This window comes from Pseudomonas sp. P1_A1 (assembly GCF_056406935.1).
Genome location: NZ_JBFTZE010000006.1, coordinates 282,976 through 296,360, shown reverse-complemented (window position 1 = coordinate 296,360; position 13,385 = coordinate 282,976). Strand labels below are relative to the sequence as shown.

The following is a 13,385-nucleotide window of genomic DNA, read 5'->3' as shown; positions in this document are numbered from 1 at the left end:
TGACCCGCATGGGGTCATTTTTTTCATTGAATGCTTCGCGGGTGCTTTTTGCCATGGAAATCGATGCACTGTTGCAGATTCTGGCCAGCCGCAATGGCTCCGATCTTTACTTGTCCACGGGCGCGCCACCCAGCGCGAAATTTGACGGTGTGCTCAAAGCCCTGACCGATCAACCGTTCAAGCCGGGAGAAGTGGCGGCCATTGCCGCGTCCATCATGGACGCCGAACAGCGCCAGGAGTTCGATCGGGACCTGGAAATGAACCTGGCGCTTTCCCTGGCCGGGGTCGGGCGTTTCCGGCTCAATATCTTCAAGCAGCGCAACGATGTTTCCATCGTGGCGCGCAACATCAAACTCGACATTCCACGCTTCGAAGACCTTAACTTGCCACCGGTGCTGCTCGAAACCGTGATGCTCAAACAAGGGTTGATGCTGTTCGTCGGCTCGACCGGTTCAGGCAAGTCGACCTCGCTGGCGGCGTTGATCGATTATCGCAACCGCCACAGCAGCGGTCATATCATCACTATTGAAGACCCGGTCGAGTTTATCCATCGGCACAAGAAATCGATCGTCAATCAGCGCGAGGTCGGCGTCGATACCCGCAGTTTCCATGCCGCGCTGAAAAACACGTTGCGCCAGGCGCCGGACGTGGTGTTGATCGGCGAAATCCGTGACCGCGAGACGATGGAACATGCGCTGGCGTTTGCCGATACCGGTCATCTGGTGATTTCCACGTTGCATGCGCACAACGCCAATCAGGCGCTGGATCGGGTGATCAATTTCTTTCCCGAAGAGCGCCGGGGGCAGTTGCTCAACGACCTGGGTAACAACCTCAAGGCGTTTGTGTCCCAGCGTCTGGTGCGTACCCGCGACGGGCAGCGCCGGGCGGCGGTGGAGGTGATGCTGGGCACGCCGACTATCGGCGACCTGATCCGGCGCAATGAGTTTGGCGAACTCAAGGGGATTATGGAGAAGTCTTCAGAGGTGGGGATGCAGACGTTTGACGGGGCGCTGTTCGCGTTGTTTGCCGAGGGCGCGATCGATGAGGCAGAGGCGTTGAAACATGCCGACTCGGTGAACAACCTGCGCTTGCGCCTGAAAATGCACGCCGAGGCCACGCCCGGTCCCCATACGCCGCCGGGTGAATGGGGTCTAATGGACTGACGTCTACCCCCGTAGGAGCTGCCGAAGGCTGCGATCTTTTGACTTTGGCGTCAGATGAATCGCTAAACATCAAAAGATCGCAGCCTTCGGCAGCTCCTACAGGGGTCGTATTTCAGTCGTTCAGTTCGATGTGGCGCATTTCAGTCGTTCAGTTCAGGGCGGTTTCGAAATTGCTCCAGGGCTTCGGGGTTGGCCAGTGCATCGGTGTTCTTCACCTTCTGGCCATGCACCACGTTGCGCACCGCCAGTTCGACCACCTTGCCGCTGATGGTCCGCGGAATGTCCGTCACCGCGACAATCTTCGCCGGCACATGCCGTGGCGTGGTGTTGGCGCGGATGACCTGGCGAATCTGTTGTTGCAGCGCTTCGTCCAGCTCGACGCCGTCGCGCAAACGCACGAACAGCACCACTCGCACGTCATCCTGCCATTGCTGACCGATGGCGACGCTGTCCAGCACCTGCGGGACTTTCTCCACCTGACGGTAGATTTCCGCCGTGCCGATGCGTACGCCGCCGGGGTTGAGCACTGCGTCGGAGCGGCCGTGGATGAGCATGCCACCATGGGGCAGTTGTTCGGCGTAATCGCCCTGGGCCCAGACACCGGGGAACAGGCTGAAATATGAGGCGCGCAGCTTTTCCTGTTGCGGGTCGTTCCACAAGCCGATGGGCATGGCAGGAAAATGTCGGGTGCACACCAGCTCGCCTTTTTCACCGATCACAGGCTTGCCATCGTCGTTCCACACTTCGACCGCCATGCCCAGGCTCTTGCATTGCATCTCACCACGGCGCACAGGCAGGACCGGGTTGCCAATCACAAAGCACGATACGATATCGGTACCACCGGACATCGAAGACAGGCACAGGTCGGACTTGAATGCGCCGTAGACGTAATCGAAGCTTTGCGGCGACAGCGCCGAGCCGGTGGACAGGATGGTTCTCAGACTGCTCAGGTCATGACTTTCGCACGGCTTCAAGCCATTGCTTTCCAGCGCAGTGAGGAATTTCGGGCTGGTGCCGAAGACATTGAGGCGTTCGTCGTCGATCAGGTCGATCAAGCGCTCCGGCCCTGGATGAAACGGCGAGCCGTCATACAGCACCACGGCGCTGCCGACGGCCAGCGCCGAGACCAGCCAATTCCACATCATCCAGCCGCAGGTGGTGTAGTAGAACAAACGGTCACCGGCACCGAGGTCGGTGTGCAGGCCATGTTCCTTGACGTGTTGCAGCAGCACGCCGCCGGTGCCGTGCACAATGCACTTCGGTACGCCGGTGGTGCCGCTGGAATAGAGGATGTACAGCGGATGGGCGAAGGGCACGGGAACGAATTGCGGCTCGCCGCCCGGGTCGTAAAAATCGTCCCACAGCGTCACGTTGGCCTGGCAGTGGAAATCCTCGATGCGCGCTTGAGGACGCGCATAAGGCACAACAATCAATTGCTGCAATGACGGCAACTGTCCGAGGATTTCATTGACCTTGGTGCTCTGGTCGATCTCTTTACCGGCGTAGCGGTAACCGGCGCAGGTGATCAGCACTTTCGGTTCGATCTGGCCGAAGCGATCGATCACCCCGTGGGTGCCGAAATCCGGTGAAGAACAGGACCAGATTGCACCCAGGCTGGTGGTGGCGAGCATGGCCACCAGGGTTTGCCAGGTGTTCGGCATGCACGCCGCCACGCGGTCGCCGAGGCCGACACCGGCGGCTTTCAGGCTATTTTGAAAACCGGCGACGTGGCTTGCCAGTTCGGCCCAGGTCAGCTGTTCCCGTTGGCCGTTTTCACCGATGGCGACCACTGCCACGGCATCGTCGCGACGGCGCAGCAGGTGTTCGGCGAAGTTCAAGGTAGCGCCGGGGAACCATTGGGCGCTGGGCATTTGCGAGCCCTCGATCAGCACCGCGTCTGGCTGATCGTGAAAACGGATGTCGAAGAAATCGACGATCGCCTGCCAGAAGGCTTCCCGCTGGTCGATGCTCCATTGGTGCAGGGCAGGGTAGTCGGCGATCCCAAGGGTGTGTCGCTGATTGACGAAACGCCGGAAGGCCTCCATGCGGCTCTTGCCGATGCGCTCGGTGCCGGGTTGCCAGAGGATGTCGGACATGGCTTGGCCTCTTTTTCTAGTCAGATCGTTCCCACGCTCCGCGTGGGGATGCAGCCCGGGACGCTCCGCGTCCCAAAAGCGGACGCAGAGCGTCCATTGAGGCATTCCCACGCGGAGCGTGGGAACGATCATTGTCAGGGGGCTGGCGGCAGGCTACTGCGCCAACCACCCACCATCTATATTCCACGCCGCGCCACGCACCTGGCTACCCGCTTCGCTGCATAAAAACAGCACCAACTCACCCAGCTGCGGCGGCGTTACGAATTCCAGGGACGGCTGTTTCTCGGCCAGCAAGTCGTGTTGCGCCTGCTGCGGGTCGATCCCGGTCGCGGCGCGATCATCAATCTGCTTCTGCACCAGCGGCGTCAGCACCCAGCCTGGGCAAATGGCGTTGCAGGTAACGTGGGTGGTGGCGGTTTCCAGGCCGACCACTTTGGTCAGGCCGATCACGCCATGCTTGGCCGCGACATACGCCGCTTTACCCACCGAACCGACCTGGCCGTGCACCGAAGCGATGTTGATGATGCGGCCCCAGCCCTTGGTACGCATGCCCGGCAGGCTCAAGCGGGTGCTGTGAAACACCGATGACAGGTTGATCGCGATGATCGAGTCCCAGCGCTCCACCGGAAAATCTTCCACCGACGCCACGTGCTGGATGCCGGCGTTGTTGACCAGGATATCCACGCCGCCGAACTCACGCTCGGCGTACTCGATCATGTCGGCGATCTGCGCCGGGTCGCTGACGTCGGCGGGGTGATGGCCGACCTTGCCACCGAATTGTTCGACCTCGGCAATCACCGCGGACGCATCGCCGAAACCGTTGAGGATCAGGTTGGCGCCAGCCTTGGCCAGGCTCAGGGCGATCCCCAGACCGATGCCGCTGGTGGAACCGGTGACCAGTGCGGTCTTGCCCGAAAGAGTCGTCATGAATACCTCACACAATGCCAGTGGCGTAGAAAGTACCGATCACCACAAAAACAGCGAGTGTCTTGATCAGCGTAATACAGAAAATGTCTTTGTAGGCCTCGCGGTGGGTCAACCCGGTGACCGCCAGCAAGGTAATCACCGCGCCGTTGTGCGGCAGGGTGTCCATGCCGCCACTGGCCATCGCAGCGACCCGGTGCAGCACTTCCAGCGGAATATTGGCGGCGTGGGCGGCGCTGATGAAACTCTCGGACATCGCCGCCAAGGCGATGCTCATGCCACCCGACGCCGAGCCGGTGATGCCGGCCAGCAAGGTCACGGTGATCGCTTCGTTGACCAACGGGTTGGGAATGCTCTTGAGCCAGTCGGCCAGCACCAGGAAGCCCGGCAACGAGGCGATCACCGCCCCGAAACCGTATTCCGATGCAGTATTCATCGCTGCCAGCAATGCGCCGCTGACCGCACTTTTACTGCCTTCGGCCAACTTGCCACGAATCGCCTGAAAGCCGAACACCAGCACCATGACGATGCCCACCAGCAAGGCCGCCTGGACCGCCCAGATCGCCGTCAGCTTGGCGATGTCGGTGGTCACCGGGGCGGCCATGCCCGGCAGCGAAAGGCTGTGGGTCTTGCCGTACCACACAGGAATCCAGCGGGTGAACAGCAGGTTCATCAGGCCCACCATCAATAGCGGGGACAGCGCGACCCAGGGATTAGGCAGTTTGATGTCCGGCGCGGTTTCCGGCTCGTTACGCAGCTCTGAACCATAGCCTTCACCACTGCGCTGGGCCTTGTTGCGCTGGCGCTGCAGAAACAGCATGCCGGCGCAGAACACGAAAATCGTGCCGATCACCCCCAGCCACGGCGCCGCCCAGGCGGTGGTATTGAAGAAGGTGCTGGGGATGATGTTCTGGATCTGCGGCGTGCCAGGCAGGGCGTCCATGGTGAACGAGAACGCGCCGAGGGCGATGGTCGCCGGGATCAGGCGTTTGGGAATATTGCTCTGGCGGAACATCTCGGCGGCAAACGGGTACACCGCAAACACCACCACAAACAGCGACACACCGCCGTAGGTGAGCAAGGCGCAGACCAGCACGATCACCAGCATCGCCTGGCGAGTGCCGAGCAAGCGAATCGCTGCTGCGACGATGGAGCGGGAGAAACCCGACAACTCGATCAGCTTGCCGAACACTGCGCCGAGCAGGAACACCGGGAAATACAGTTTGACGAAACCGACCATTTTTTCCATGAACACCCCGGTGAAGACAGGGGCAACGGCGGAAGGGTCGGTGAACAGGACGGCGCCGAGGGCGGCGATCGGGGCAAAGAGGATAACGCTGTAGCCACGGTAAGCAGCCACCATCAGCAGCGCGAGGGCTGCCAAGGCAATGATCACACTCATGGTGTGTCTCTCCAGGATTGTTATTTTTGTAGGGTGAAGCTTGGTGGGAGGGCTATAGCGGGTTTCGTGCCAGATATCTAAGTTATTGAAATATAAAAGATTTATACTTTTTTATGAATGTTGTGGAGGATTTTTGTCTCTATTCGGAGACGATTTGGCGCCTTAAAAGATCGCAGCCTTCGGCAGCTCCTACAGGGGAACGCGGAATTCACCGTAGGAGCTGCCGAAGGCTGCGATCTTTTGATCTTGAAAATCCATCTACAAATAGAGACGCATGTCTCTTTACAGAGACTCTGCAATCCCCAGCGCCAGCATCTTCTTGTACAGCGTCGACCGCCCCAGCCCCAACCGCGCCGCCGCTTCGATCACCTTCCCACCGCATTGCGCGAGGGTCGATTCAATCAACTGCCGATCAAACCGTTCGCGAGCCTCACTGAAGGTTTCATGGGCAATCGGCTCAAGGGGAAGAGGCGCCGCACGCTCCACCGGGGTAAAACTGCCAATCGCCGCGCGGATGTCCGCCGCGTTCAGCATCAAGTCATCACTGAGCAACGCCGCCCGTTCCAGCACGTTGCGCAGTTCACGAATGTTCCCTGGCCAGGCGTGTTGCCCCAACAATTCCAGGGCTTCGCGATTCAATTCGTGCTGGCTGCGCAGTTCCTCAAGGATCGCTTCACTGAGGGCCGGCAGGTCGTCGAGGCGATCACGCAGGGGCGGGACCTGGATTGGCAGCACGTTGAGGCGGTAATACAAGTCGGCGCGAAACTCGCCGCGTTTGATCGCCGCCACCAGGTCGGTGGAGGTGGCGGCGATCACTCGCACATCACTCTGAATCACTTCGTTGGAGCCCACCGGTTCGAATTCCTTTTCCTGCAACACCCGCAGCAACTTGCTTTGCAGCGGCAGCGGCATGTCGCCGATTTCGTCGAGAAACAGCGTGCCGCCCTGGGCGATCTGCAGCTTGCCGGCGCGACCCTTGCGATCGGCGCCGGTGAACGCACCGGGCGCGGTGCCGAAGAACTCGGCTTCCAGCAGCGACTCGGGAATCGCTGCGCTGTTGATGCTGACGAAAGCTTTGTGGGCTCGGGGCGATGCGCCGTGGATCGCCTGGGCCAGCAGTTCCTTGCCGGTGCCGGTTTCACCGAGCAACAACACCGGCGACTCTGCACTGGCGCTGCGTCGGGCGCGGCGTTTGACTTCGAGGCTGGCGGCGCTGGTGCCGATGAAGTGCGCGAAGTTGTACTTGGTCTGTCGCGCCCGCAGCAGCGAGCGGGTGGACGCCAGTTCTTCCTGCATGCTCAGGTAGCGCTTGAGCATTGGCGACAGGCTGCGCAATTCGTCGAACAGGGCAAAACCGATGGCGCCGATCACCGCGCCGGCATCGTCGTGAATCGGCAGGCGCATCACCACCAGCGGTTCCTTGGGGGTGTCTTGCATGTCCAGCAGGATCGGCCGTCCGGTGCGCACCACCTCACGCAACAGGCTGCCGGGGATCACGCTTTCACAGGCCCTGCCGATGGCACCTGCGGCCGACTCCAGGCCGAATCGCCGGGCATAGCGCTCGTTCATCCAGACAATGTTCGCATCGCGGTCGACAATCACCGTGCCTTCGCTCGATTGCTCGATGATCTCGAACAGCGAGCGGATCGCCAGGGTGCGAACGCGCTGGTAGTCCTTGAGGCTTTCGGTGGTGTTCATCGGGGTGTCCATTTTTGGAAATCAAGATCAAAAGATCGCAGGGATTATGCCAACCCCGGATGCGCCGCCGCCAACAGCTCTTTGGTGTACGGATGCTGCGGCGAGTCGAACACCGTGTGGCTGGCGCCGCTTTCCACCACTTTGCCGTCCTTGATCACGATCATGTCGTGGGCCAGGGCACGCACCACCGCCAGGTCGTGGCTGATGAACAGGTAGGTCAGGCCATATTTCTCCTGAAGCTGGCGGAGCAGGGCGACCACTTGTTTTTGCACCGTGCGATCGAGCGCCGAGGTCGGTTCGTCGAGCAGGATCAGCGCCGGTTTGAGCACCAGCGCGCGGGCAATGGCGATGCGCTGGCGTTGCCCGCCGGAAAATTCGTGCGGGTAGCGATGACGGCTTTGCGGATCGAGGCCGACTTCTTCCAGCACCCGGATGACCTGGGCCTCGCATTGGGCAGGGGTGGACTGGCTATGGACCTCAAGGCCTTCACTGATGATCTGCGCCACGGACATTCGCGGGCTGAGGCTGCCGAAAGGGTCCTGGAATACCACCTGCATCTTCTTGCGCCATGGCCGCAGTTGCTTTTGCGTCAGGCCATCCAGCGCCTGCCCCTGAAAGCGAATGCTGCCTTCGGAATCAAGCAAGCGCAGGATCGCCTGACCGAGCGTGGACTTGCCTGAACCGGACTCACCGACGATGCCCAGGGTCTTGCCGCGCTGAACGTTCAGGCTGATGCCGTCCACTGCGCGCAGGTACGTCTTACGCTGGAACAGCCCGCCACCGAGGGTGAACTGCACTTGCAAATTCTCCACTTCCAGCACGTTTTCACGCTCGTCCCGGGGCAGGGCTTCACCTTCCGGCTCGGCGTTCAGCAGCACACAGCTGTAAGGGTGTTTCGGCTCGGTGAACAGCGTTTCGCAAGGTGCCTGCTCGACGATTTCCCCGGCGTGCATCACGCAGACGCGCTGGGCCATGCTGCGCACCAGATTGAGGTCGTGGCTGATCAGCAGCAGCGACATGCCAAGCTGCTGTTGCAGGGATTTGAGCAGCCGCAGGATCTTGCGCTGCACCGTCACATCCAGCGCGGTGGTCGGCTCGTCGGCGATCAGCAATTCCGGTTCGCAGGCCAGGGCCATGGCGATCATCACCCGTTGTCGCTGGCCGCCGGACAGTTGATGAGGGTAGGCCTTGAGCCGTTCTTCGGGCTTCTGGATGCCCACCAGTTGCAGCAATTCGAGAATCCGCGCTTGCGCCGCTTTGCCACCCAGCCCTTTGTGCAGCAGCAGGGTTTCGCCGATCTGTTTCTCGATGCTGTGCAGCGGATTGAGGGAGGTCATCGGCTCCTGGAATATGATCGCGATCCGGTTACCGCGCAGTTCGCGCAAGACGTTAGCGTCGGCGCCGATCAATTCCTGGCCGCGATAGCGAATGCTGCCGGTGGTTTGCGTACCGTTTTCGGGCAGCAGTTGCAGGATCGAGTGGGCGGTCACCGACTTGCCGGATCCGGACTCGCCGACCAGCGCCAGGCATTCGCCGGGGTGGATGTCCAGGCACAGGTTGCGCACCACGGTCTGGCCACTGAAGGCTACATTGAGGTCACGGATTTCGATCAGGTTGTCAGTCATATCACCAGTCCGCTTCAAGAACGAGGGTCAAAGGCATCACGCAACGCCTCGCCAATGAACACCAGCAAAGAAAGAATCAGCGCCAGGGTGAAAAACGCCGTCAGCCCCAGCCACGGCGCTTGCAGGTTCTGCTTGCCTTGGCCGATCAACTCGCCCAGGGACGCACTGCCGGCCGGCATGCCGAAACCGAGGAAATCCAGCGCCGTGAGGGTGGAAATCGCCCCGGTCAGGATGAACGGCAGATAGCTCAGGGTCGCATTCATCGCATTGGGCAGAATGTGCCGCACGATCACCTTGCGGTCGGTCAGGCCCAGCGCACGGGCGGCCTTGACGTATTCCAGGTTACGGCCGCGCAGGAACTCGGCGCGCACTACGTCCACCAGCGCCAGCCAGGAAAACAGCGCCATGATCCCCAACAGCCACCAGAAATTCGGCTCGACGAAGCCCGACAGGATGATCAGCAGGTACAGCACCGGCAGCCCCGACCAGACTTCCTGCAAGCGCTGACCAAGCAAGTCGACCCAGCCGCCGTAATAGCCCTGCAATGCACCGGCGGCGATACCGATCAAGGCGCTGATAAACGTCAGCATCAGCGCAAACAGGATCGACACCCGTGCCCCGAAAATCACTCGCGCCAGCACGTCCCGGGCCTGATCGTCGGTGCCCAGCCAGTTGACCTTCGACGGCGGACTTGGCGCCGGTTGATTGAGATCGTAATTGGGCGTGTCGTCGCTGAACGGGATCGGCGCAAACAGCATCCAGCCGTCGCCCTTGTGAATCAGCTTCTGCACGTAATCGCTGCGGAAATCGGCCTGAAAAGGCAGCTGGCCGCCGAACTCTTGCTCGGTGTGGCGTTTGAACGCCGGGAAGTACAGCGAGCCCTGATAACTGACCACCAGCGGTTGGTCATTGGCGATCAGTTCGCCGCCCAGGGTCAGCAGGAACAAACCGATAAACAACCACAACGACCACCAGCCCCGGCGGTTCTTCTTGAAGCGTTCAAAACGGCGACGGCCCAGCGGCGAGAGTTTGAACATCAGGCGTTCCTCGCGGCGAAGTCGATACGCGGGTCGACCAGGGTGTAGCACAGGTCACCGATGATTTTTATCAGCAGGCCGAACAAGGTGAAGATGAACAGCGAACCGAAGACCACCGGATAGTCCCGCGATACCGCCGCTTCGTAACTCATGCGACCCAGGCCATCGAGGGAGAAAATCACCTCGATCAGCAGCGAGCCGGCGAAGAAAACGCTGATAAAGGCCTGGGGAATTCCCGAGACCACCAGCAGCATGGCGTTGCGAAACACATGGCCGTAAAGCACCTGGCGTTCGCTCAAGCCCTTGGCCCGGGCGGTGACCACGTACTGGCGGGTGATTTCATTGAGGAAGGAATTTTTGGTGAGGATGGTCAGGGTCGCGAAGCCGCCGACCACCAACGCCGTTACTGGCAGCACCAGGTGCCAAAAGTAATCGGCGATCTTGCCTACCGTCGACAGCGAATCGAAGTTGTCCGAGACCAGGCCGCGCACCGGAAACCAGTTCAACGAGGTGCCACCGGCGAAGACCACGATCAGGAACATCGCGAACAGGAACGCCGGCATCGCGTAACCGATGATGATCGCGGTACTGCTCCAGATATCGAAATGACTGCCGTGGTGCACGGCCTTGCGGATGCCCAGCGGAATCGACACCAAATAAGTGATCAGCGTCGCCCAGAGCCCGAGGGAAATGGTCACCGGCATTTTATCCAGGATCAGGTCGGTGACCGTGGCGCCGCGAAAAAAGCTCTTGCCGAAGTCGAGGTGGGCATAGCTCTTGAGCATCAGCCACAAGCGTTCCGGTGCTGGCTTGTCAAAGCCGTATTGCTTTTCGATCTCCTTGATCAGCTGCGGATCAAGCCCACGGCTGGCCCGAGAGCTGCCGTGCATGGTCTCACTGGAACCGCCGCCGACACTCGCGCCACCGATGCCTTGCAGGTGTGCGATGGCCTGTTCCACCGGGCCTCCGGGCGCGGCCTGGACGATGGCGAAGTTGACCAGAAGAATGATCACTAAAGTCGGGATGATCAGCAGCAAGCGCCGCAGTACGTAAGCCCACATCAGTGCGACCCTCCGGATTTGCCGCGCTTGATGAGTTCGGCGGTCATCTGTTCGTTGGTCAGGGGTGTGGAGCTGACTTCCCACCAACTCTCGATGGCTTCGTCATTGCTTGCTTGTACAGAGGGAATGCCGAAGCGGTTCCACCACACGGTCGAACTGCCGGGCGGGTAATAGTTGGGAATCCAATAGAAGTTCCATTGCAGGACACGGTCCAGGGCATGGGCGTAGCGCAGCATGTCGGCCTGGGTGTTGGCCCGAACCAGGCCGTTGATCAACGTATCGACCGCCGGGTTCTTCAGCACCATGTAGTTGTTGGAGCCCGGATCGCTGGCCGCCGCCGAGCCAAAGTAGTTGTACAGCTCGTTACCGGGCGAGTTGGTGACCGGGTAGCCGGTGACGATCATGTCGTAGTCCCGGGACATCAGGCGGTTGACGTACTGGGAGGCGTCGATGCGACGAATGTTCAGGTCGATGCCGATTTGTTTCAGGGTGCGCTTGTAAGGCAGCAGCAATCGGTCCATGCCGTTCTGGCTGATCAGGAAGGTGAAGCTCAGCGGTTGGCCTTCGGCGTTGACCAGTTGATCGCCATCGGGTTTCCAGCCAGCCTGTTCGAGCAGGTCCAGGGCTTGCAACTGTTTGTCGCGAATCACGCCGCTGCCATCGGTTTTCGGTGCTTCGAAGACCTGAGTGAAGACTTCGTCGGGGATCTGCCCGCGCAGCGGTTCGAGAATCGCCCGCTCACCCGCGTCGGGCAGTTGTCGGGCGGCGAGGTCGGTGTTGGAAAAGAAGCTCTGCTGGCGGATGTACAGGTCGCGCATCATCTGCCGGTTGCTCCACTCGAAGTCCCAGAGCATGGCCAGTGCCTGGCGCACGCGGCGGTCCTGGAACATCGGGTTTTGCAGGTTGAACACAAAGCCTTGGGACGGTTGTGGTGCCTGCGTTGCCAGGTGGGCTTTTTGCAGGCGACCGTCGCGCAAGGCCGGACTCTCGTAGCCGATGGAGTAGGCGGTGGCGGAGAACTCGCGGTTGTAGTCATAGGCGCCGCCACGCAGGACCTGACGGGCGACGTCGGTGTCGCCGAAGTACTCGATGCTGAAATGATCGAAGTTGTAGAGGCCGCGGCTGACCGGTAAATCCCTGGCCCACCAGTCGGCGTTACGCTCGAAGGTGATGCTGCGCCCTGAGTCGACCTTGCTCACGCGGTACGGCCCGCTGCCCAGCGGCGGCTCGTAACCGCCACCGTTGGCGAAGTCGCGGGTCTTCCACCAGTGTTCGGGAAGCACCGGCAAAGTGGCGATGTCGAGGGGCAGGGTGCGGTTTTCGTTGCTCTTGAAGTCGAACCGAATGGTTCGCGGCGATTCCACTTCGACGCCTTTGACGTCGGCGAATTGCGTGCGATAGCGCAGGCTGCCCTGGGTCATCAACAGGTCGAAGGTGTAGCGCACGTCTTCGGCGGTGATCGGCTTGCCATCGGCGAAACGGGCCTGCGGGTTCAGATAGAAACGCAGGGACAGTCCATCGTCGGAACGCTCCATCTGCTGCGCCACCAGGCCGTACACGGTGTAGGGTTCGTCCAGTGAACGCACGGCCAGGGGCGAGTAGATCCAGCCATCGACTTGTGTAACGCCAATCCCTTTGTCGATGTACGGCAGGACGTGGTCGAAATGACCGATTTCCAGCGCCGAGCGACGCATCGTGCCGCCCTTGGGCGCTTGCGGGTTGGTGTAATCGAAATGACTGAAACCGGCGGGATACTTCGCCGGTTCACCGTACACGGTCAACGCCTGTTGCGGTGCAGCGCTCACACCGGCGGCGCCCAACAGCAGGGCCACGGCAGTGAACAGTAAAGTGGGGAAAGCCAGTCGCATTGTCAGCCTTAGAGCCGGGTGATCGATAAGCACAATTTGTACGCTAGCGGCGCGTCCCTCGCCAGCCGTATCACGTAACGAAAACACAACGGCCCACCAAAAGGCGGGCCGTTGTGCAGGAAACCCAAGGGTTGATCAGTCCTGACGGCTGGTCACTTCCAGCAGGTGGTAGCCGAACTGGGTCTTGACCGGGCCTTGCACCACGTTGATTGGCGCGCTGAAAACCACGGTGTCGAATTCCTTGACCATCTGGCCTGGACCGAACGAACCCAGGTCACCGCCCTGGCGGCTCGATGGGCAGGTGGAGTTGGCTTTGGCGACTTCGGCGAAATCGGCGCCGGCTTCGATCTGGGCCTTGAGTTCGTTGCACTTGGCTTCGCTGGAAACCAGGATGTGGCGGGCAGTGGCTTTGGCCATGGGAAAATACTCCATTCAATGTTCAGTAAAGTGCGGAGCCTACCGGATTCAGTGGGCTATTTCTTCTCAAAATGCCGTCCGGCTTGAGGCATTG

10 protein-coding genes are annotated in these 13,385 nt (G+C 60.7%); 1 reads left to right on the top strand and 9 read right to left on the bottom strand.

Going from position 1 to position 13,385, the window contains the following annotated elements:
* Positions 1-53: 53 nt before the first annotated feature.
* Positions 54-1,163: a PilT/PilU family type 4a pilus ATPase gene (locus tag AC1D2Q_RS11945; RefSeq protein WP_477813295.1), complete on the top strand. Its 1,110-nt coding sequence runs from the start codon at positions 54-56 to the stop codon at positions 1,161-1,163.
* A gap of 140 nt (positions 1,164-1,303) precedes the next feature.
* Here the strand turns inward: AC1D2Q_RS11945 and AC1D2Q_RS11940 are convergent, their stop codons facing one another.
* From AC1D2Q_RS11940 to AC1D2Q_RS11900, 9 genes are all read right to left on the bottom strand, one after another.
* Positions 1,304-3,259 (bottom strand): acetoacetate--CoA ligase, encoded by a 1,956-nt coding sequence (locus AC1D2Q_RS11940; RefSeq protein WP_477813294.1) that lies wholly within the window; start codon positions 3,257-3,259, stop codon positions 1,304-1,306.
* Positions 3,260-3,412: 153 nt separating this feature from the next.
* A complete protein-coding gene (gene hbdH, locus AC1D2Q_RS11935) occupies positions 3,413-4,186 on the bottom strand; it encodes a 3-hydroxybutyrate dehydrogenase (RefSeq protein WP_477813293.1) in 774 nt (257 codons plus the stop codon).
* A gap of 7 nt (positions 4,187-4,193) precedes the next feature.
* Positions 4,194-5,585: a GntP family permease gene (locus tag AC1D2Q_RS11930; RefSeq protein ID WP_477813292.1), complete on the bottom strand. Its 1,392-nt coding sequence runs from the start codon at positions 5,583-5,585 to the stop codon at positions 4,194-4,196.
* 282 nt (positions 5,586-5,867) lie between these two features.
* Positions 5,868-7,283 carry a sigma-54 interaction domain-containing protein gene (locus AC1D2Q_RS11925; RefSeq protein ID WP_477813291.1) on the bottom strand — a complete coding sequence of 472 codons (1,416 nt, stop codon included), beginning with the start codon at positions 7,281-7,283 and terminating at the stop codon, positions 5,868-5,870.
* Positions 7,284-7,327: 44 nt separating this feature from the next.
* On the bottom strand, positions 7,328-8,908 hold the full coding sequence (locus AC1D2Q_RS11920; protein ID WP_477813290.1) for an ABC transporter ATP-binding protein: 1,581 nt from the start codon (positions 8,906-8,908) through the stop codon (positions 7,328-7,330).
* Between the two features lie 14 nt (positions 8,909-8,922).
* Positions 8,923-9,945: an ABC transporter permease gene (locus AC1D2Q_RS11915; protein ID WP_305412210.1), complete on the bottom strand. Its 1,023-nt coding sequence runs from the start codon at positions 9,943-9,945 to the stop codon at positions 8,923-8,925.
* On the bottom strand, positions 9,945-11,006 hold the full coding sequence (locus AC1D2Q_RS11910) for a microcin C ABC transporter permease YejB (protein ID WP_018927670.1): 1,062 nt from the start codon (positions 11,004-11,006) through the stop codon (positions 9,945-9,947). The genes AC1D2Q_RS11915 and AC1D2Q_RS11910 overlap by 1 nt, the downstream gene beginning before the upstream one ends.
* Entirely contained in the window at positions 11,006-12,874 is a 1,869-nt protein-coding gene (locus AC1D2Q_RS11905) for an extracellular solute-binding protein (RefSeq protein ID WP_477813289.1), read from the bottom strand. Before AC1D2Q_RS11905 ends, AC1D2Q_RS11910 begins: the two co-directional genes overlap by 1 nt.
* Positions 12,875-13,009: 135 nt before the next feature.
* The gene (locus tag AC1D2Q_RS11900) at positions 13,010-13,291 is read right to left on the bottom strand and encodes a peptidylprolyl isomerase (protein WP_175378130.1); all 282 of its coding nucleotides are present in this window, start codon (positions 13,289-13,291) and stop codon (positions 13,010-13,012) included.
* Between the last annotated feature and the right edge of the window lie 94 nt (positions 13,292-13,385).